18 protein-coding genes, 2 pseudogenes and 1 riboswitch are annotated in these 20,177 nt (G+C 70.8%); of the genes and pseudogenes, 13 read left to right on the top strand and 7 right to left on the bottom strand.

The window, feature by feature from the left end; translation table 11 throughout:
• Window position 1: 1 nt before the first annotated feature.
• From AX721_RS08630 to AX721_RS08640, 3 genes are read right to left on the bottom strand one after another with little or no spacing between them, the layout of a single operon-like run.
• The gene (locus tag AX721_RS08630; protein ID WP_068875607.1) at window positions 2–949 is read right to left on the bottom strand and encodes a 2-hydroxyacid dehydrogenase; all 948 of its coding nucleotides are present in this window, start codon (window positions 947–949) and stop codon (window positions 2–4) included.
• On the bottom strand, window positions 946–2,247 hold the full coding sequence (gene eno, locus AX721_RS08635; protein ID WP_068875608.1) for a phosphopyruvate hydratase: 1,302 nt from the start codon (window positions 2,245–2,247) through the stop codon (window positions 946–948). Before eno ends, AX721_RS08630 begins: the two co-directional genes overlap by 4 nt.
• Window positions 2,244–3,248 (bottom strand): phosphotransferase family protein, encoded by a 1,005-nt coding sequence (locus AX721_RS08640; protein ID WP_082765495.1) that lies wholly within the window; start codon window positions 3,246–3,248, stop codon window positions 2,244–2,246. The genes eno and AX721_RS08640 overlap by 4 nt, the downstream gene beginning before the upstream one ends.
• Before the next feature lie 134 nt (window positions 3,249–3,382).
• Here AX721_RS08640 and AX721_RS08645 point away from each other — a divergent pair, with 134 nt between their 5' ends.
• The 3 genes from AX721_RS08645 to AX721_RS08655 all read left to right on the top strand — a co-directional run bounded on the left by AX721_RS08645 (window position 3,383) and on the right by AX721_RS08655 (window position 7,361).
• On the top strand, window positions 3,383–4,012 hold the full coding sequence (locus AX721_RS08645) for a VOC family protein (RefSeq protein ID WP_068875609.1): 630 nt from the start codon (window positions 3,383–3,385) through the stop codon (window positions 4,010–4,012).
• Window positions 4,013–4,351: 339 nt separating this feature from the next.
• Window positions 4,352–6,580, top strand: coding sequence for a TonB-dependent receptor (locus tag AX721_RS08650; RefSeq protein ID WP_068875610.1), 2,229 nt, complete (start codon window positions 4,352–4,354; stop codon window positions 6,578–6,580).
• A gap of 67 nt (window positions 6,581–6,647) precedes the next feature.
• A complete protein-coding gene (locus tag AX721_RS08655) occupies window positions 6,648–7,361 on the top strand; it encodes a glutathione S-transferase N-terminal domain-containing protein (protein WP_068875611.1) in 714 nt (237 codons plus the stop codon).
• A 173-nt stretch (window positions 7,362–7,534) separates the two neighbouring features.
• Here the strand turns inward: AX721_RS08655 and AX721_RS28565 are convergent.
• Together AX721_RS28565 and AX721_RS28745 are read right to left on the bottom strand one after the other, a co-directional pair.
• A pseudogene (locus AX721_RS28565) lies at window positions 7,535–7,912 on the bottom strand (SDR family oxidoreductase); the annotation flags it as partial.
• 55 nt (window positions 7,913–7,967) lie between these two features.
• A pseudogene (locus tag AX721_RS28745) lies at window positions 7,968–8,264 on the bottom strand (SDR family NAD(P)-dependent oxidoreductase); the annotation flags it as partial.
• A gap of 132 nt (window positions 8,265–8,396) precedes the next feature.
• Here AX721_RS28745 and AX721_RS08665 point away from each other — a divergent pair.
• From AX721_RS08665 to AX721_RS08685, 5 genes are read left to right on the top strand one after another with little or no spacing between them, the layout of a single operon-like run.
• Entirely contained in the window at window positions 8,397–9,713 is a 1,317-nt protein-coding gene (locus AX721_RS08665) for an MFS transporter (protein WP_068875613.1), read from the top strand.
• A complete protein-coding gene (locus tag AX721_RS08670; RefSeq protein ID WP_068875614.1) occupies window positions 9,710–10,603 on the top strand; it encodes an SDR family oxidoreductase in 894 nt (297 codons plus the stop codon). Before AX721_RS08665 ends, AX721_RS08670 begins: the two co-directional genes overlap by 4 nt.
• Window positions 10,600–11,334, top strand: coding sequence for a glutathione binding-like protein (locus AX721_RS08675; RefSeq protein WP_068875615.1), 735 nt, complete (start codon window positions 10,600–10,602; stop codon window positions 11,332–11,334). Before AX721_RS08670 ends, AX721_RS08675 begins: the two co-directional genes overlap by 4 nt.
• 13 nt (window positions 11,335–11,347) lie before the next feature.
• Window positions 11,348–11,737: a nuclear transport factor 2 family protein gene (locus AX721_RS08680; RefSeq protein WP_068875616.1), complete on the top strand. Its 390-nt coding sequence runs from the start codon at window positions 11,348–11,350 to the stop codon at window positions 11,735–11,737.
• Window positions 11,738–11,745: 8 nt separating this feature from the next.
• On the top strand, window positions 11,746–12,384 hold the full coding sequence (locus tag AX721_RS08685) for a carboxymuconolactone decarboxylase family protein (RefSeq protein WP_068875617.1): 639 nt from the start codon (window positions 11,746–11,748) through the stop codon (window positions 12,382–12,384).
• A gap of 67 nt (window positions 12,385–12,451) precedes the next feature.
• Here AX721_RS08685 and AX721_RS08690 read toward each other — a convergent pair whose 3' ends face one another.
• Window positions 12,452–14,623 carry a TonB-dependent receptor gene (locus AX721_RS08690; protein ID WP_068875618.1) on the bottom strand — a complete coding sequence of 724 codons (2,172 nt, stop codon included), beginning with the start codon at window positions 14,621–14,623 and terminating at the stop codon, window positions 12,452–12,454.
• 200 nt (window positions 14,624–14,823) lie between these two features.
• Here AX721_RS08690 and AX721_RS08695 point away from each other — a divergent pair, with 200 nt between their 5' ends.
• The 4 genes from AX721_RS08695 to AX721_RS08710 all read left to right on the top strand — a co-directional run bounded on the left by AX721_RS08695 (window position 14,824) and on the right by AX721_RS08710 (window position 18,758).
• Complete coding sequence (locus AX721_RS08695; RefSeq protein ID WP_068875619.1) at window positions 14,824–15,462, top strand: TetR/AcrR family transcriptional regulator; 639 nt, start codon at window positions 14,824–14,826, stop codon at window positions 15,460–15,462.
• A gap of 14 nt (window positions 15,463–15,476) precedes the next feature.
• Window positions 15,477–16,946: an MBL fold metallo-hydrolase gene (locus AX721_RS08700; protein WP_068875620.1), complete on the top strand. Its 1,470-nt coding sequence runs from the start codon at window positions 15,477–15,479 to the stop codon at window positions 16,944–16,946.
• A gap of 38 nt (window positions 16,947–16,984) precedes the next feature.
• A riboswitch (cobalamin riboswitch) is annotated at window positions 16,985–17,187 on the top strand.
• A 111-nt stretch (window positions 17,188–17,298) separates the two neighbouring features.
• Complete coding sequence (locus AX721_RS28265) at window positions 17,299–17,841, top strand: hypothetical protein (protein WP_068875621.1); 543 nt, start codon at window positions 17,299–17,301, stop codon at window positions 17,839–17,841.
• Complete coding sequence (locus AX721_RS08710; RefSeq protein WP_068875622.1) at window positions 17,838–18,758, top strand: cobalamin-binding protein; 921 nt, start codon at window positions 17,838–17,840, stop codon at window positions 18,756–18,758. Before AX721_RS28265 ends, AX721_RS08710 begins: the two co-directional genes overlap by 4 nt.
• 2 nt (window positions 18,759–18,760) lie before the next feature.
• Here the strand turns inward: AX721_RS08710 and AX721_RS08715 are convergent, their stop codons facing one another.
• Window positions 18,761–19,576 (bottom strand): oxaloacetate decarboxylase, encoded by an 816-nt coding sequence (locus AX721_RS08715; RefSeq protein ID WP_068875623.1) that lies wholly within the window; start codon window positions 19,574–19,576, stop codon window positions 18,761–18,763.
• A 281-nt stretch (window positions 19,577–19,857) separates the two neighbouring features.
• Here AX721_RS08715 and rpmB point away from each other — a divergent pair, with 281 nt between their 5' ends.
• Window positions 19,858–20,154: a 50S ribosomal protein L28 gene (rpmB, locus tag AX721_RS08720; protein WP_068875638.1), complete on the top strand. Its 297-nt coding sequence runs from the start codon at window positions 19,858–19,860 to the stop codon at window positions 20,152–20,154.
• The last annotated feature ends 23 nt before the right edge of the window (window positions 20,155–20,177 follow it).

Here is a 20,177-nt window from a genome sequence, read left to right on the forward strand (position 1 = left end):
TTCAGACCACTTGGTTCAGGAGCGGCTCGCCGGCCTGCAGGCGGCGGATGTTCTCGAACGCGGCGGCCAGGCTGCGGTCGAGGGTCTCGGGCGTCAGCCAGGCTTGGTGCGGGGCCAACACCACATTGGGCAGGCCGAGCAGCGGGTTGTCCGGGTCCACCGGTTCGCGATCGAAGACGTCCAGCCCCGCGCCGCGGAGGTGACCCGAGACCAAGGCCGAGATCAGGGCTGGCTCGTCCACCAGCCCGCCGCGAGCGGTATTGATCAGGATCGCGCCGGGCTTCATGGCGGCCAGGGCGCCTGTGTCGATCATCCGCTCGGTCTGCGGCGTCAGGGGCAGGTGCAGGGAGACGATGTCGGCTGTCTCCAGCAGCTTTTCCAGGGGCACGAAGCGGCCGGGCAGATCCGGCTTGGCGCTGCGGGCGGTGTAGATCACCGAGGCGCCCAGGGCCTCCAGCGCCGCCCCAAGCCGCGAGGCCGAGCCGCCGTAGCCCACGAAACCCACCGTGCGGCCGCAGAGCTCGCCGACGCCGTCGATGAGATCGGGGTCCGGGGTCCAGCCGTGCCCCCGGCGGGTGAGCGGGTCGAGGTAGGACAGCCGGCGCAGCACCGACAGCATCAGAGCCAGCGCCATCTCGGCCACAGCCTGGCTGTTGGTCCCGGGCATGTTGGAGACGGCGACGCCCGCGGCGCGGCAGGCCTCCAGGTCGATGGTGTTGACCCCGACCCCCAACTTCTGGACCAGCCGCAGCCCTGGCGCGCCGGCGATCATCGCGGCGGTGACCGGCTTCAGCACATGCAGCAGGACCTCGGCGTCCGCGATTTCCCGGGCGAAGGCCGCGTCGTCGAACTCGTCGGCCACCACCGCCTCGACCCCCGCGGCGCGGGCATGGTCGGCCAGGGCCGCACGGAAGCCGGCGCTGGCGCGATAGTGCAGGACCGCCTTCATTCGAGCCCCGCCGCGACGCTTGCCGAAAATGCCGAAGGGCCGGCGAAGGCCGCGTCCGCGCCCATGGCCTCCTCGATCCGCAGCAGCTCGTTCCACTTGGCCATCCGCTCCGAGCGCGAGAAGCTGCCGACCTTGATCTGGCCCGCGTCCCAGCCGGTGGCGAGGTGGGCGATGGAGAGGTCCTCGGTCTCGCCGGACCGCGCTGAGACGATGGCACCCCAGCCGAGGTCCTTCGCCGCGTCCAGGGCGGCCTTGGCGCGGGTGACCGTCCCGGCCTGGTTCACCTTCACCAGCACCGCATTGCCGGCCTGGGCGGCGGCGGCCTTGCGGACCCGGTCGGCGTTGGTGACCAGGATATCGTCGCCGATGAGCTGCACCCGCTCCCCGTAGGCGCGGGTGGCGAGGGCGAAGCCTTCGAGGTCGTCCTGGCTGACCGGATCCTCGATGGACAGGATCGGATAGCGGCGCACCCAGTCGGCCACCCGCTCGACCATGGCCTCGCGGGCGAACTCGGCGCCGTCCAGGCCCAGGCGGTAGCGCCCGTCACCGCCGTCCAACTCGTTGGCGGCCACATCCAGGGAGATGAAGACGTCCTCGCCAGGGCGGTGACCAGACATCTCGATGGAACGCACCAGGACGCCGAGGGCGTCCTCGTTGGAGTCGAACATCGGCCACCAGCCGCCCTCGTCGGCGGCGCCGGCCAGGCGGCCAGTGTCCTCCATCAGCCGGCCCGCGGCGCGGAAGACGTCGGCGGTGATCTCGAACGCCTCGCGGATCGTGGCGGCGCGCGGCGTCATGATCATGAAGTCCTGGACGTCCGTCCGCCGGCCGGCGTGAGCGCCGCCGCCGAAGATCTGGATTTCGGGCAGCGGGATCCGCACGCGCCGGCCCTGCGCCAGGTGCGCCCAGAGCGGCAGGCCCTCCGCGGCCGCGGCGGCGTGCAGGGCGGCCAGGGAGACCGCCACCGTAGCGTTGCCGCCCAGCCGGGCGAGGTTCGGCGTGCCGTCGGCGGCGATCATGGCTTCGTCCAGCCCCGCCTGCTCCGCGGCGTCCCGGCCAGTCAGCAGTCGGGCGATCTCGCCGTTCACCGCCGCCACGGCCCGCTCGACGCCCAGGCCGCCGAAACGCTCGCCCCCGTCGCGCAGGTCGATGGCCTCGTGCGCGCCGCGCGAGGCGCCGGCGGGGGCCATGGCCCGGCCTGTCGCGCCGCCGGCCAGGGTCACCTCGGCTTCGACGGTCGGACGGCCGCGGCTGTCCCAGATCTGGCGGCCGCGGATCGCGGCGATGGTCGTCTTCATCTCGTCCCCAAAGCTTCCTTCCAGACGGCGGCCAGGGCCGCCATGGCCGGCGAGCCTTCCGCCAGCAGGCGCTTGGCCACGTCGCGGACGAACCCCTTGTCCTCCGGGGTCCGTACGTAGTCGGCGGGCGATTTGCCGTCCACGCGGGCCAGCAGGATCGCGGCGGTCAGCGGCGCGGCGCGGCCGTCGAGGTCGGCGGGGCTCTCCCAGTCGACCCCGGGCAGGTAGGCGCGCTGCAGGGCGTAGAAGGCGTCCAGGTAGGCCGGCGCGTGCTCGGGCTTCCATACGCACTTCAGCAGCAGGTGCGCCGAGCAGAAGGCGAGGTCGAAGGCCGGGTCGCCGTACCAGGCGCACTCGGCGTCCAGCAGCACCGGGCCATCGGGGCCGTGCAGGATGTTCTTGGGGCTGACGTCGCCGTGGACCAGGGCGATCCGCGCCGCCGCCGTCCGGTCCGCCAGCGGGATCAGGCGATGCGCGAGGGCAGGGTGGACCTCGGCGCAGCGGCGCAGGAAGGGGGCGAGCCGCAGGTCCTCGAACAGGGCCGTCGTTTCGAACCGCGCCGCGATCTCGGAGGAGCCCGCCGTGCCGGCGTGGATCGTGGCCAGCATCCGGCCCACCTGGCCGGCGAACCCGGCGTCGACCCGGCCGGCGGCCAGTTCCGACTTCCAGACGGGGTGGGCCTGCGGGTCGTAGAAGCTCATGACGAACAGGTTCCGGGACCTGTCTTCGAACAGGATTTCGGGAACCGCGGCCCCGGCGAACCGGCGGGCGGTGCGGAGCCATTCCACCTCATACTGCGAGCGTATGACCGGGGCGCGCCAGTCGGCGGCGACGCGGAGCTTGGCCAAGGCGCGCTTGACGCAGACGGGGCCGGCCGGGGTGTCCAGGCGGTAGACGTCGCTGGAGACGCCGCCGGTCAGGCACTCCAGGCGCGGCCGGGCGTCCGGCGGCAGATAGCCCGCCGCCTTCAGGGCCTCGACGATTTCGGTTTCCGATGGCACGGTATAGATAGTTAGAACCCTAAGCGAAATTGGTCCAGCGGCGCCGGGAAGCGTCAATCAAATTGACGCCCCACCTCGCCAGGCGTTTACTGGAGCCAACGAAGATCGGGCTTGCGCCCGACAGGAGGACGTTCATGGCCACCCCGACCAACCGCGAGTTCGACATCCGCGGCGTGAACCATCTGGCCCTGGTCTGCAAGGACATGGCGCGCACGGTGGAGTTCTACCGCGACGTCCTGGGGATGCCCCTGATCAAGACGCTGGACCTGCCGGGCGGGCGCGGCCAGCACTTCTTCTTCGATATCGGCAACGGCGACTCGCTGGCGTTCTTCTGGTTCCCGAACGCGCCGGAGGCGGTCCCCGGGATCTCGGCGCCGGCCGACCTGCCCGGCGGCGGCGACATCCGCTCGGCCCACGGCTCGATGAACCACATCGCCTTCAACATCCCCGCCGAAAAGTTCGACGCGTACGTGGAGAAGCTGAAGGCCAAGGGCGTGAAGCTGGGCGTGGTGCTGAACCACGACAATTCCGAGAGCCAGGTGTCCGCCGAGGTCACCGACGACGTCTTCGTGCGTTCGGTCTACTTCTGGGACCCGGACGGTGTGATGCTGGAGTTCGCCTCCTGGACGCACACTGGCTTCACCGAGAAGGACGTGGCGCACGAGGCGGTCGACGCCGAGGGACGGAAATCGCGCCCGGTGGTCCTCAAGGCCGAACAGGCTCTGGCCGCGAACGACGCCAAGGCGCTCGAAACCGCGAAATAGGCCGCCCCCGCAGACCCGCTCCCGTAGCGGAACCCACCGCGCGGGAGCCGATTGACAACAACCCTTAGCAATCTAATGATACGGGCATCGCCCATGCGGGAGGCGCGGACGTGTCCCTTCGCCGCCGATCTCATCATCCCGAGCTCCGCCGCGCCCCGCATCCGTCTGAAACCCGCAACTACCGAGGCGCGAACGACGCGTCCGCACGACCGTACCTAGAAGCCGCGCCTCGGGCTCAAAACGTCAAGTAAATTGACACTTGACGCCACTCGGCGCAGATATTCGCGACAACGTTCGACCAACAGAACGCCAAGAACCATTCCAGAGGGGGAAGCGGCGATGATCGCCCGTATTCTGCTATCCACGACGATGCTGGTGAGCCTGTGCGCGGGCCAGGCGATGGCCGCCGAGGCCGACGAAGCGCAGCCGACCCTGGGCGAGGTGGTCGTCACCGCCCAGAAGCGGACCGAGAAGCTGCAGGACGTGCCGATCTCGATGGAGGTCGTGTCGGGCGAAAAGCTCTCGGACTTCGCCACCAACGACTTCAAGCAGATGGTGAAGTTCACGCCGAACGTGTCGGTGGAGACCACCGCGGGCAACGACACCATCTACATCCGCGGCTTCGGCTCGCCGCCGGCCAACTTCTCGTTCGACCAGGCGGTCAGCCTCTACATGGACGGCGTCTACGCCGGCCGTAACCGCCAGGCCCAGGCGCCGTTCTTCGATCTGCAGCGGGTGGAAGTGCTGCGCGGCCCGCAAGGCGCCCTGTTCGGCAAGAACACGCCGGCCGGCGCGGTCAGCATCGTCTCGGCCGGCCCCACCTCGTCGTTCGAGGGCGGCGTGACCGCGCTCTACAACTTCGACCTCGAGGGGCCAGAAGTGTCCGGCTACGTCTCGGGCCCGATCACCGACACCCTGGGCGCGCGCCTGGCGGTGAAGCTCGTCGACCAGGACGGCTACATCAAGAACCTGGCGACGGGTAAGCACGACCCGGCCAACAAGATGGCCCTGGCGCGCCTGACCCTGCGCTATGCGCCGACCGAGACCTTTGACTACACCCTGAAGACCGAGTTCTCGGATCGCGAGGTGCGCGGCGGCCTGACGGTGTCGAGCCCGCTGACCACGGGCCAGCAGCCGCACAAGACCCGTTACCTGCAGCAGTCGGCCCTGGGGCCGGAGGGCACGAAGGCGACCTCCTGGCTGGTGTCGGGCACCGGCAACCTGTCGCTGGGCGACTTCACCCTGACCTCGGTCACCGGCTATTCGTTCTTCCGCTCGAACATCATCAACGGCTTCGACCAGACGATCCCGGGCGCGGGCGGGGCGGTCACGCCCAACAGCGTCTACAACAGCTATCCCGAGCACTTCCGGCAGTGGTCGCAGGAGATCCGCCTGCTGTCGCCCACGGGGCGGACGTTCGAGTACGTGGTCGGCGCGTACTACGACACCGCGCTCTACCAGCTGACCCAGCTGGGCGGGTTCAACATCGCCTCGCTGAACTACTTCGGCCTGCTCAACACCGAGTTCCGCCAGCGCAGCGAGACGATTTCCGCCTTCGCCCAGGGCACGTTCAACGTCACCGACGACCTGAGGGTGATGGGCAGCCTGCGCTACACCACCGTCGACAAGCGCGGCCACTTCTACGGCAAGCTGCTGTACGGGCCCTTCGCCCTGCGGCCGGTGAACACCGTGGCCAACGGCAAGATCAACAACGAGGACAACTGGGACCCCTCGGTCACCCTCCAGTACGACATCGCCCCGCAGATCATGGTCTACGCCACCTATGGGCGCGGCTCGAAGTCGGGCGGCTTCGTCTCGAACACCTACGGCACGACCAGCGCGACCTTCGCCTACAAGCCGGAGAAGTCCGAGAACATCGAGGCCGGCGTCAAGTCGACGCTGGCGGACGGGCGCGTGGTGCTGAACGTGTCGGTCTACGACACCAGCTTCAAGGACCTGCAGGTCTCGGTCTACAACCCGGTGATCTCGGCCTACCAGACGGGCAACGCCGCCAGCGCGAGTTCGAAGGGCATCGAGGGCTCGGCGGCGTTCTACCCGTTCCGCGGCTTCGACTTCACCTTCGCGGCCGCCTACCAGGACGCCAAGTACGACGACTATCCGGGCGCGGCGTGCCTGGCGACGCAGCCGATCACCGAATGCAACCCGGCGGTCCCGGCCAGCATCGCGGCCAACAACATCAAGGGCGCGCCGCTGCCCTACACGTCGAAGTTCAGCTTCAGCGCCCAGGGCCACTACCGGTTCGAGTTCGCCAACGAGATGGCGCTGGACACCACCATCGCGCTGCACGGCCGCTCGAAGTACTTCGACAGCGACAACCAGAGCCCGCTGTACGGCCGCCAGAAGGGCTACGCCAAGCTGGACGCCCGCATCCAGTACGGTCCGATGGACGAGCGCTGGCACGTGGCCGTGGTCGGCAAGAACCTGAACGACGAGCTGACCACCGGCAGCGCCTTCAACCTGCCCGCACCGATCACCGCCGCCCCCCGGGCGATCCTCTACCTGGAGGAAGGCCGCAGCATCGCGGTCGAGGCGGGGCTGAAGTTCTAGTCCAGACCAAGGCGGCGTGCGGTCCCTCCGGGCCGCCGCCGCCCGTCGCGTGTGCGCGGGGAAGCCGATGATCGACGTCCACTTCGTGCCGACGCCGAATGGGCACAAGGTCAGCATCATGCTGGCTGAGACCGGCCTGCCGCACCGCCTGATCCCGTACGACATGCTGGCCGGCGATCACCTGAAGCCCGAGTACCGGCGGGTGAACCCCAACCATCGCCTGCCCGCGATCCTGGACCACGACCCCATCGGCGGCGGCCCGCCGTTCGCCGTCATGGAGTCCGGCGCCATCCTGCTCTACCTGTCGGAGAAAGCCGGCGGCGCCTTCGTGCCCGCCGACCCGCGCGGCCGTTCGCTCTGCCTGCAGTGGCTGATGTGGCAGATGTCGGGGCTGGGTCCGTCCCACGGCCAGGCGCACCACTTCGTCCGCTACGCCCCCGAGGGCCAGGACTATGGCGTCGCCCGCTACACCAACGAGGCCAAGCGCCTGCTGGCGGTCCTGGACCGGCGCCTGGGCGAGGCGGAGTACCTGGCCGGAGAATATTCGGTGGCCGACATGGCGGCCTGGCCCTGGATCCGCGCCACGCGCGCCATCGCCCTCGGCCTGGAGCCCTATCCGAACATCGGCCGCTGGTTCGCCGCGGTCGGCGCGCGGCCCGCCGTGATCCAGGGCACCGAGGTCAAGAACGCGCCGAACCTGTCGAGCTTGCGGCCGGCCCTCACCCCAGAGCAGTGGTCCAACCTGTTCGGCGAGAACATGCTGAAGAGCAGCGAGGCGTGAGGCTCGTGCCCTGCTCCACGTCGCATCGCGGCGCGCGCCGCAGGCGCAACAGGTTCGAAACACCAAGACCACGAAGATCACAAAGGGCGCGAAGGGGCGGAGCCTCTTGGTGGCCTTCGTGTCCTTTGTGGTCTTCGTGTCTCATGGGCGCTGACGCGCCAAAGGACTCCGCCTCACCCGCCCTCGTCGTGGCCCCACTGGCGTTCGATCCGGCCATCCACATGGCGCACGGCCACCCAGTCGCCGCCGGGAAGGCTGTCATCCTCGACCATGTCGATCACCGCGGCGGCGATGTCCTCCGGCATGCACATGGCGTTGCTGGCCAGGATCGGGGCCATCCAGGGCGCGTAATCGCCATCCGCCCCCGTCTTCTTCAGGATCGGCGTCTTGGTCAGGCCCGGCAGGACGCCGCAGACGCGGACGTTCCAGCTCTCCTTCAGCCCGGCGCAGCAGCGGGTGAACATCATCACGCCGGCCTTGGTGGTGGCGTACATGGCGTCGGAGAAGCCCTTGCCCAGGGCGACCGTGGAGACGGTGTTCACGATGACGCCGCCGCCGCGGTCCGATGATCCATTGGAGGCGCTCGATCGGCGCCTCGGGGAACTGCGGCGCGCCCATCACGACCCCGGCGTTGTTGTAGAGCACGTCATAGCCGCCGGCCTCGGCCAGGGCGGCCATCCAGGCCTGAACGGCCTGGAGGTCGGCGAGGTCAACCGTCCAGGCGCGGACGCGGGTCTGATAGCCGAGCTCGTCGATGAGGCGCGCGGTCTCGCCCATGCCCGAGGCGTCCACGTCGGCGATGTGGATCACGCAGGCCCGCCGCTGGGCGAAGGCCAGGGCCGCGGCCCGGCCGATCCCCGCCGCCGCCCCCGTGACGACGCACGTACTGCCCTCGATATCCATGGCGTTCCATCCCTCCGTTCGTTTGGTCGCCAGCCTAGTCCGAGCAGAGCCGAAACGTAAACTTGATTGACACTACGGGACCCCGCCATAGGGTTGCCGGCAAGGCGCGAAACAGCGCCGAGAGGGAGCGACATGGACCAGGCCGCGACTGCCGCGATGAGCCCGCCCGCCGCGGCGCGGCCGGGCCGGAGAGTGGCGCTGCTGCTGCTGACCGCGGTGGGCACGGTCAATTTCGTGGACCGGCAGATCCTGTCGGTGCTGGCCGAGCCGATCCGCCAGGAGCTCCACCTCAACGACACCCAACTCGGCCTGCTGACCGGCCTGTCCTTCGCCCTGTTCTACGCGGTCATGGGCGTGCCGGCGGCGATGCTGGCCGACCGGGTGAACCGCGTGCGGCTGGTGGCGGCGGCCTGCCTGATCTGGAGCGGCTTCACAGGCGCCTGCGCGTTCGCCGGCTCGTTCTGGCAGCTTGCCCTGGCGCGGTTCGGCGTGGGGACGGGCGAGGCCGGCGGGACCGCCCCCTCGCTCTCGATCCTGGCCGACTACTATCCGCCGGAGAAGCGGGCGGCGGTCATTGGCCTGTTCACCGTCAACGGCCCGCTGGGCGTGTTCGTCGGCGCCAGCCTCGGCGGCTGGGCCGCCGAGCAGTTCGGCTGGCGCGGAGCGTTCATCCTCGTGGCCGGCATCGGCGTGGTCGCCGCCCTGCTGCTGGCGCTCCTGGTGCGCGAGCCGGTGCGCGGCGGGCTCGACCCCGGGCACGGCGCGGCCGAACGTCCGAAGGCGGCGAGTTTGCCGGCCACCCTGAAGGTCTTTCTCTCGCGTCCGACGCTTCGCCTTCTGCTGCTGGCCAGCGGCCTGTCGGCCTTCGTCAGCTACGGCATGCTGAACTGGATCCCGGCCTATCTGATGCGGGTGCAGGGGATGCCGCTCGGCGAGATCGCGCGCTGGTTCGGACCTGCCGCAGGGCTCTGCATGGGCCTGGGCATCTGGGGCGGTGGGGCGCTGGTGAACTGGCTCGGCAAGCGGGACCTGCGCGCCTACGCCTATGTGCCCGGGCTCGCGGTGCTGGTGACCGCGCCGACCTTGGCGCTGGCGGTGATGGCCTCGTCCTGGCAGACCTCGCTGCTGCTGATGCTGGTCCCGATGGTGTGCTGCACCATGTTCACGGCCCCGGCCCTGGCGCTGGTGCAGAACCTGTCGCCCGTGGGCGCCCGGGCCACGGCCACGGCGCTGGTTCTCCTGGCGTTCAACATCGTGGGGCTGGGGGGCGGCCCGCTGGCCATCGGCATGATGAGCGATGGGCTGTCCGCCGCCGGGCAGGACGCGCCGCTCAGGACCGCCTTGCTGTGCGCGACGCCCGTCGCCGTGCTGGCCGCGTGCGTGTACTTCGCCCTCTCGCGGGTGGTGGGCCGCGACGCCGAGGCCGTTCAGAGGGAGGCCGCCGCGTGAACGACCTGAAGGACAAGACCGCCTTCGTTACCGGAGGCGCCAGCGGGATCGGGCTGGAGACGGCCCGGGCCCTGGCCCGCCGCGGGGCCCGCCCCATCCTAGCCGACATCGACGGCGCCGCCGCCGAGGCCGCCGCCGCGGAGCTGCGGGCGGAGGGCGCCGACGCCATGGGCCTTTCCCTGAACGTCGCCGAGGAAGCGGATTGGGCGCGGGCGGGCGAGGCCGCCACCCGGTTCGGCCAGGTGCTCATCCTGTTCTCGAACGCCGGCGTCGGGGGCGGCTCTGGCGCGTTCGAGACCTATGACACCGAGGTGTGGCGGTGGGCCTATGCCGTCAACGCCCACGCCCACCTCTATGCCTGCCGCACCTTCCTGGGCGCGATGAAGGCGGCGGGGGAGCCGGCGCATCTGGCCGTCACCGCCTCGATGGTGGCCATCGTGCCGCCGCCGATCTCGGTGGCCTACATCTCGTCGAAGTTCGCGACCCTGGGCATCGCCATGGCCCTGCGCAACGAGCTGGCAGACACCCAGGTGGGCATCTCGGTGCTGTGCCCGGGCATGTCGGCCACCAACATCGTCGCCACCACCGCCAGGCTGCGGCCCGGCGCCGGCGAACAGGGCGCCGCGGCCCAGACCGCGCAGAACATGTCGGGCGTCCTTGCCTCCGGCATGTCCCCCGCCCGGATCGGCGAGCGGATGGCGCGCGCCATCCAGGCCGGCGAGTTCTTCGTCTTCACCCATCCGGAATGGAAACCCATGGCGGAGGCCGGCTTCGCCGAGATGCTGGCCGCGTTCGGCGAGTCCGCCGACCCGGCCTACGCCGGCGACGACATTGCCGGACTGGTGGCGGCCAACGGCGCCCGGCGCATGAACGTGGCGGTGAACCGATGATCGACCTGCACTTCGTCCCGACGCCCAACGGCCACAAGCTGTCGATCATGCTGCTGGAGACCGGCCTGCCCCACCGGATCATCCGCTACAACCTGCTGGCGGGGGAGCTGAAGACGCCGCAGTTCCTGGCGATCAGCCCGAACGGCAAGGCGCCCGCCATTGTCGACCACGACCCCATCGGGGGCGGCGCGGCCTATCCGATGTTCGAGACGGGCGCGATCCTAATCTACCTCGCCAAAAAGTCCGGCCAATTCCTGCCCAGGGAGCCGCGCGCCCGCTATCGGGCGCACCAGTGGCTGATGTGGCAGATGGCGGGCCTGGGCCCCATGCACGGCCAGGCGCACCACTTCATCCGCTACTGCCCCGACCCGCCGGCCTATGCCGTCAACCGCTACCTGACCGAGGCCAAGCGGCTATTGGCCGTGATGGACGGGCGGCTGGCCAAGGCGCCGTACCTGGCTGGCGACGAGTATTCCATCGCGGACATCGCCTGCTGGTCGTGGGTCCGCGCGGCCCGGGCCATCGACATCGAGATCGCCGACTATCCCGCCCTGGCCGACTGGTTCGCCCGCGTGGGCGAGCGTCCGGCGGTGCAGGAGGGCGCCTATGTGCCGCCCGACAACCACCAGCTCCAGTCCGGCTCGAAGAAGATGCCGGTGACGCCCGAGCAGTGGGCGCAGCTGTTCCAGCACGACATGCAGGGCCGGCCGTACGCCGCGCCCGACGCCTAGAGAGGAGACCGTCATGTCCGACGACGATGCGATGCGGGCTCTGGCCAAGCGCTTCTTCGACTGCGTGGAGGCGGGGGACATCGAGGGCCTGGTGGCCTGCTACGCCCCCGACGCCGAGATCTGGCACAACACGGACGAGCAGATCCAGGGGCCGGAGGACAACCGCAAGACCCTGGCCGGCATGGTCACGCGCATCCTGGACCGGGTGTACGACGATCGGCGCGTCGAGGTGTTCCCCGGCGGCTTCGTCCAGCAGCACGTGCTGCGCGGGACCCGCAAGCACGACGGCGAGCGGCTGGCGCTGCCGGCCTGTATCGTCTGCGCCGTGAAGGACGGGAAGATCACCCGTCTCGACGAGTATTTCGACTCCGCCCGCGTGGCCGAGTTCCGCAAGTTCGCCTGAGGAAGCCCATGCCCGTCCTGCGCCAGGTCCCGCGTTACGAAGTCACCTCCGAGGTCGTGAAGGCCTATTACGACCGCCTGTTCGGCCCCGACCGCGACCCGGTGGCGAGCCCCGGCACCGCCACCGGCACGCCCGGCGACTGGTGGACCGTGTTCGCCATCGCCCCGGACATCTTCAAGCACGCCGTGGACGGGTTCGCCGTCTATCGCCACCCGGATCGCAAGCTGGACCCGGTGCTGCGCGAGCTGGGCCAGACCCGCGCCGGCTGGGTGCAGGGCAGCCAGTTCGTCTTCTCCCAGCACTGCAAGTCGCTGCGGGGCCTGGGCGTCTCGGACGAGAAGATCGCGGCCATCCCGCACTGGGCCGTCTCGGACGTGTTCGACGAGAAGGAGCGGGCGGTGCTGGCCTATGCCGACTGCCTGACCTCGGGCGCCGGGCGCACGCCGCTGGCGGTGTTCGAGAAGCTGCGCACGTTCTGGGGCGACGAGGAGATCTTCGAGTTCACCTACATCACGACGCTCTACGCCATGCACGCCGTCATCACCCGGGCCCTGCGCATGGAGTACGACAACCGCGAGGACCCCATCGTCGAGGTGGCGGCGCCCGAGGGCTTCAACGCTTCGGACTTCCTGAGCCCGAACCGGTAGATCCGATCCCGGCGCCTTCGCGATCTTTGGGGTCTTCGTGCCTTGAACACAGCGCCTGCGGCGCTGTTCACATCTTCCAGGCCAGGGTCACGCCGTAGGTGCGCGGCGGGGCGTAGGGGACGACCACCTGGCCGTAGGGCGGAAAGCCGTTGGCATAGGTGGCGACCAGCTCGTCGGTCAGGTTCTTGGCCCACAGCGAGACCTCCCAGCGCCCGTCCGGCGAGGTGGCGGCGAGGCGGGCGTCGACATTGATGAACCCGGCCTGCTTCTGCCCGGCGACGTTCGAGGCGTCGAAGAACATGTGCGACTGGTTGGTGTAGTCGACGCGGCCCAGCACGCCCCAGCCCGCCACGTCGCGGCCGTACTGCACGCCCAGGTGCAGCTTGTGGCGCGGCGCGCGCGGCAGGTCGTTGCCGGTGTAGTCGGCCAGGACGCCGGCGGCGAAGCTCTCGAAGACGGCGTCGAGGTAGCCGAAGCTGCCGTCGATCTGCAGGCCCGGCGTCGGCCGCAGGATCCACTCCAGCTCGACGCCCTCGATCTCGGCGGTGGCGGCGTTGCCGACCGCCACGCAGCACAGCGGCACCAGCTGCGAGACCTGCAGGTCCTTGTAGTCGGTGTGGAAGACCGCCGCGTTGAGGACGAGGCGCCCATCCAGCCATTCGGTCTTGGCGCCGGCCTCGTAGCTCCAGGCGTATTCGGGATCGTAAGGCGTCGCCTGGCTGGCGGCCGAACCGCCGACCCCCTGGAAGCCGCCGCTCTTGAAGCCGCGGGTCGCCGAGACGTAGACGAGCGCGTCCGGAGTCGCCTGCCAGTCGAGGGCGAAGCGGGGCGTCAGCGCCTTCCAGCTCTCGCGGGCCCGCACGTCGTAGTCGGCGGCCAGGGGCGGCGGCTGGCCGGGCCCGGCGACCTTGCGCCCGATGAAACGGCCACGCTTGCGCTCCCAGGTCTGGCGCAGGCCGACGGTGGCCTCCAGCGTTTCGGTGACCCCGTAGGTCGCCTGCCCGAAGATCGCCCAGCTGCGCCCGTCGACCGCCTGCGGATAGGTGGCCAGGCCCCGCTGGGCGGGCGAGGGAAGGTCCTGCTGCGCGTCCTGGATGCGGTTGTTGTCTTCGTCCAGGAAGTAGACGCCCACCTGGCCCTTCAGCCGGCCCTGCAGGAGGCCGAACGCCAGGCGCGCCTCCTGGCTGAACTGGCGGTTCTTCTCGTGGTCGGTCTGGGTGTACTCGATCTGGTTGGGCGGGTTCACCGGGTTGGAGAAGAAGGGCGTTCGGAAGTTCAAGGTGCTGGCGCGCCAGGCGGTGATCGAGGTCAGCACTCCGACCGGCGTCGTATAGGTCACCTCGCCGCGGTAGGTCTGGAGCCAGCGGCGCAGGTAGCCGTCGATATAGGCGTTGGTGACGCGGGGATCGGGGTCGATCCCTGCGCAGTGGACGCCGCCCCGGATCGTCGCATCGCAGATGTTGTCGCGGGGAACGCCCCGCTGGTCCTGCTGGGTGAGGTCGGCGGCCAGGACGATGTCGAGGTCCGCGCCGGGCTGCAGGCGCAGGGCGGCGGCGGCGGTGCGCAGGTCCTGGTCGTCCACGCGGCGTCCGGTGGGCGCGTTGAACGCATAGCCGTCCCGCAGCTTGAGCGAGCCGCCGAGCGACAGGAACACGGTGTCGGAGAGCGGGACATTGCCGCGGGCGTTCAGGGTGCGCCGGTCAGGGTTGCCGTACCCGCCCGCGATGCGCAGGGACGGCTCGGCCGACGGCTTGCGGCTGACGAACTGGACGAGACCGCCCACGGCGTTCCGGCCGAACAGCACGCCCTGCGGGCCGCGCAGCACCTCCACCCGCTCCAGGTCCAGGGCGTCGATGTCGGGCGTGCCGCCGCGGCCGGCATACACCCCGTCCACGAAGACCACCACCGAGGGATCGCCCCCGGCGTTCTGGCTGATGCCGAAGGGCGAGCCGATGCCGCGGATCGCAGGGTTGGTCTGGATCGGGTCCACCGCCCCGACGGTGAAGCCGGGCGCCCGCAGCGCGATGTCCTGCAAACTCTCGATCGACTGGCGGCGCAGGGCGGAGGCCGGGAACGCGCTGACCGCCACCGGCGCCCGCTGGACGTTCTCCTCCACCCGCTGGGCGGTGACCACCAGTTCGGAGACGGCCTCGTGGGCCCGTTCCGCCGTGGCCGGTCCGGCCGCCAGGGCGGCGACGCCGAACGCCACCCACGAGACACCGTACGCCAGAGACTTCATCGCAACGCACTCCCCGCCGTGACCCTCGACCCGGCAAGGTCACCGAGGAGCCGCCGACCCCGACCCTGGAAGGCAACCCGGCAGGCGCCCCCTCCCGCGGATCGTCCGATCCATAGCCGACGCGGCATGGCTGCGAAACCGCCAGCGGCCCCGGAGGGATGACGCTTGCGTTTATGACCAATTCGTTCAATAGTGACGATATGGTCAGAAACGTGGAAACCCTCGACCGGCGCCGTGTGCGCACCCGCGCCGCCCTGTTGCGCGCCGGACAGAGCCTGTTTGCGGAACGGTCGGTGGACGGGGTTAGCATCGACGACATCGTGGCCGCCGCGGACGTGGCCAAGGGCAGCTTCTACAACCACTTCCCCGACAAGGACGCCCTGGCCCAGGCCCTGGCCGACCAGGCGCGCGCGTCGGTGGAGGCGATGGTCGCCCACGTGGGGGCCGGCGTGGCCGACCCGGCCGAGCGGGTGGCCCGCGCCCTCTGCGCCTTCGCGCGCCAGGCGGTCGAGCATCCCGAGGGGGTGCGCATGATGCTGCGCCTGTTCCACGGCGCGGCGATCCCCGATGCGCCGATGAACGCGGGCGTCCGCGCCGACATCCAGGCGGGGCTGGCGGCGGGCCGGTTCTCGGGCCTGTCGCTGGAGGCGGCGGTGCTGATGGCCGTCGGGACGGTCCAGATCACCGTGGCCCGCGTGCTGGATCACGACGCACCCGCCCAGGCCGCGGCCCTGGCGCGGGAGATGGCCGCCGCCCTGCTGCGCGCCCTGGCGGTCGATCCGGCCGAGGGATGGACCATCGCCGACCGCGCCGCCACCGACCTCTTCGCCCCCGCCTGAAACGGAGCCTCGCCATGCCTATCCTCCGCGCCCTGGTGGCCCTCTATGGCCTGCTGTTCGCCGGGCTCGGCCTCGGCTTCTGGATCGCGCCGCAGAGGCTGGCGCAGGGCTTCCACCTGGAAGCGGTGAACGTTCCGGGGCTGGCGACCCTGCGCGCGGATTTCGGCGGCCTGTTCCTGACGCTCGCGGTCCTCTGCTTCGCGGCCGCCTGGACCCAGCGCCGGTTGCCCGCCATCGCGGCGGCCCTGATGCTGGGCGCGGCGGCGGCGGGCCGGCTGATCGGCTGGGGCGTGACCGGCGACCTCGGGGGCCAGGCGGCGTCGCTGGGCGTCGAGGTGGTGGCGATCGTCCTCTTGGCGCTCTACGCCCGCGCCCTGGCTGCCGATCCCGCGGCGCGGCGCGGCGGAGGCCTCTGGTTCGCCGGAGCCGTGGTGGGCCTCGTCGCCCTGGCCAGCGGCGCGCTGCTGGTTCCGGGCGTGCAGCAGGGCCTGTTCCTGCAGGCCGCGACGGCGGGCGTCGGGCACAACAACAACGCGCTCATGAAGGACGACGCGCTGCGGGTGGTGCTGTGCGGCACCTCCGCTCCCCTGCCGAGCGACCGCCGGGCCAAGGCCTGCGTCGGGGTGATTGCGGGCGGCAAGCTCTACGTCGTGGACAGCGGGCCGGAGTCCACCGAGAACCTGCTGAAGTGGGGCCTGCCGCTGGACCGAGTGGGCGGGGTGCTGCTGACCCACTTCCATTCGGACCACATCGGCGACCTGGGCGAGTTGAACCTGCAGACCTGGGTCCAGGGGCGGCCCGGGCCGCTGGCGGTCTACGGCGGCCCCGGGGTGGAGCGGGTGGTCGCCGGGTTCAACGAGGCCTACGCCCAGGACCAGGGCTATCGCACCGCCCACCACACGCCGGCGATGATGCCGCCCGCCACCTGGCCGATGGTCGCCCGGCCCGTGCCGGTGGCGGCCAACGGCCCGCTGCCCCACACGGGCGTGCTGCTGGATGACGGCAAGCTCCGGATCACGGCGATCGAGACCAACCACGCGCCGGTCCACCCGGCCTACGCCTACCGCTTCGACTACAAGGGCCGCTCGGTGGTGATCACCGGCGACACGGCCAACTACCTGCCCCTGGCCGCCGCCTCGCGCGGCGCCGACATCCTGCTGTCCGAGGCGCTGAACCGCGAGATGATCGCCGACATGGAGCGGATCGCGCGCAAGGCCGACCGGCCGCGGGTCGCCCACATCATGGCGGACATCCAGAGCTATCACATCTCGCCCACCGAGGCGGGCGGCCTGGCCGACACGGCGGGGGTGAAGCTGCTGGTGCTGTACCACCTGCTGCCGGCGCCGGATAACTTCATCCTGCGCAGGCTGTTCACCCGCGGCCTCGGCGACGCGCGGCGGGGCGAGTGGGACCTGGCCGACGACGGCAGCCTCTACACCCTGCCGGTGGGCTCCACCGACGTCCGCATCGGCCGCATCCGCTAGCCCGGCGCGGGCCGCGCCTTGACCGCCCCGGCCGCGTCGGGGCAATCATCGGCCGTGGCGCCCGTGAGGGCTCAAAAGGGAATGCGGTGCGTGCGCTCGCGCACAAGGCCGCGGCTGCCCCCGCAACTGTAAGCGGCGAGCCGAAGACCAACACAGCCACTGGGGCCGAAAGGTCCTGGGAAGGCCGGTCCGAGGCGACGACCCGCGAGCCAGGAGACCTGCCACAAGCCGTGGTCACGCGCGACCGCGTCGGACGGGGTGCGCCGATGTGGATGGACCGGCTCCGGGGCTCCTCCGGGGGCGCCCATGTTCGTCGCGGTGACGTGTCACGTTCGCCGCGAGGTTTCGGCCCATGTCTTCCATCGTCTCACCCTCCGCCCGCGCCGGCCTGTGGTCCGCGGGTCTCGTCGCCCTGGTCGTGGGCGGCTCCTTCCTGGCCGGCTGTCTCGAGCCCCTGGTCGCCGTGGCGGTGATCGCCGCCGGCGCCCTGCCGCTCGGACGGGCGCTCCTGCTGACCGCCGCCGTCTGGCTGGCAGGCCAGGCCGTCGGCTTCGGCCTGCACGACTACCCGCGCGACGCCCAGACGATGTCCTGGGGCGTGGGACTGGGCCTCGCCGCCCTGGCCGCGACGCTCGCCGCCGCGCCGGCGTTGCGGGCCTTCGCCGGCCAGCCCGTATGGCTGCGGGGGGGCGCGGCCTTCGTGGCGGCCTTCGTGGCCAACCAGGTGGCGATCCTGGGCGTGGAGCAGGTGGTCACCGGCGCCTGCGAGGTGCGGCCCGGGGTCATCAGCCTCGTGGGCCTGGTGAACGGCGTCTGGCTGGCGGTCCTCCTCCTGATCGACGCCGCCGTGCGCCGCGCCGGTCCGAAGCTCCCGGCGTTCGGGCGCGCGGCGTGAGCGCGCTCCGGATCGTCTCGCTGCTGCCCAGCGCCACCGAGATCGTCGCCGCCGTCGGGATGGCCGAGCAGCTCGTGGGCCGCTCGCACCAGTGCGACTTTCCTCCGCAGGTACGCCACCTGCCGGCGCTGAGCGAAACCAAGGTCCGCCTCGACGGCACGTCCCGCGACATCGACCGCCGGGTGAACGAGATCATCGCCCAGGGCGTCTCGGTCTACCGCGTCGACGCCGAGCGCCTGCGGGCGCTGAGGCCGGACGTGATCGTGACCCAGACCCAGTGCGCCATCTGCGCCGTCACGCCGGGCGACCTGGAGGACGCGCTCTGCGAATGGACCGGCATGGCGCCGGCCCTGGTCTCGCTGGAGCCCAACGACCTCTCCGACGTCTGGGGCGACATGCGCAGGGTGGGACAGGCGCTCGGCGCGGACGCGGCGGCGGAGCGGGCCATCGCGGCGCTGCAGAGCCGCTTGGCCGCGATCCGGGAAACCGCCGGCCGCGCGGCCTACAGGCCGACCGTCGCCGCCATCGAATGGATCGACCCGCTGATGGCCGGCGGCAACTGGATGCCGGAGCTGATCGAGGCGGCGGGCGGGGAGAGCCTGTTCGCCACGCCGGGCCAGCACTCGCCCTGGCTGGACTGGCGGGCGCTGGCGGCGGCCGACCCCGACGTGATCCTTCTGCTGCCCTGCGGCTTCACCCTCGAACAGAGCCTGGCGGACGTGCCGCTGCTGCAGGCGCGGCCCGAGTGGGCGGCGCTCTCCGCCGTGCGCCGGGGGCAGGTCTATGTGATCGACGGCCACCACTACTTCAACCGCCCGGGCCCGCGGCTGGTGGAGTCCGCCGAGATGATCGCCGAGATCCTCCACCCCGACCGGTTCGCCTTCGGGCACGAGGGCCGAGGCTGGGTCAGGCTGTAGCCTTACGGCCGCAGCAGGGCCTTCAGCTCCGCGCCCGTCGCTGCCTCGCCCAGGCGGTCGAAGCGGCCCTCGGCGGCGATCTCGCGCGCGGCGCTGAGGAATCCGGCCCAGGCGGCCCGGGCGAGGGCGCCGCCGACGCTGATCCGGCGCACGCCCAGGTCGGCCAGCTCGGCGACGGTCAGGCCTCGGGTCCACATCAGGACGTTCAGCGGCTTCGGCGCCACGGCGCCGACCGCGGCGGCCACGTCGTCCGCGGTCCGCAGGCCGGGGGCATAGAGGCAGTCCGCGCCGGCCTCGGCCAGCCGGACGAGCCGGTCTAGCGTCTGGCGCAGGTCCATCTGTCCGATCAGCAGCCCCTCCGCCCGCGCCACCAGGACAGCGCCCGAGCCCTCGGCGTCCACGGCGGCCCGCGCCGCCTTTACGCGCTCCACCGCAAGCGCCGTCTCGTAGAGGGGCTTGCCGCTGTCGTGGCTCATGTCCTCGATGGACAGGCCCGCCACGCCCGCCTCCAGCGCCAGGCGCACGTTCGCCGCCACCGCCTCGGGCGCGTCGGCATAGCCGTTCTCGAAGTCGGCGTTCAGCGGCAGGTCGGTGGCGGCGGCCAGGGCCGCGAGGTGCGCCAGCATGTCGGCCAGCGGGACCTCGTTGTCGAGCCGGCCGGTCGACCAGGCGAATCCGGAACTGGTTGAAGCGAGGGCCTGGAAGCCCAGCGCCTGCAGCATCCGGGCGCTGCCCACGTCCCAGGGGTTGGGGATCACGAAGCAGCCGCCTTCGTGCAGCTTCCGGAATCGCGCGCGCTTCTCGGACGGAGTCGTCATCGGACCCTCCCATGGCAAGGCTTAACGCTGGAAGCTGAAGCAGGGAACGGGCGCGAAACGAATCGCGACCGAATCACTGACTCGCAGCGATTCAGCTTTCGTTCCCTACGACATATTGTATCTGAATCGCTTCGGCCCACAACGAAGCTTCATCTTCGGGCGCGACCGATTGGACTTCTTTGCGCCTCGCCTTGACGCGGAAGGGGGCCTTCCTCTATATCGCCCGCTCCCTGCGCGGACCTGGTCCGTCGCACATCCATTTCCACGCGAAGGTATTCGCTATGTCGCGCCGCTGCGAAATCACGGGTGTCGGGCCGATGGTCGGCCACAACGTGAGCCACTCGAACATCAAGACCAAGCGCCGGTTCATGCCGAACCTGGTGGCCACCACCGTTCAGTCGGAAGCGCTGGGTCAGTCGTTCAACCTGCGCATCACCAACGCGGCGCTGCGCACCCTGGACTTCCGCGGCGGCCTCGACGCCGTCCTGCTGAAGGCCAAGGACGAGGTCCTCTCGGCCAAGGCGCTGAAGATCAAGCGCCAGGTGAAGGCGAAGTTGGCCGAGCAAGCCGCGGCCTAAAGCCGTCACGCTCTGCGAATTCG

This window comes from Phenylobacterium sp. CCH9-H3 (assembly GCF_001557235.1).
In the GTDB taxonomy this organism is placed as follows: domain Bacteria; phylum Pseudomonadota; class Alphaproteobacteria; order Caulobacterales; family Caulobacteraceae; genus Phenylobacterium.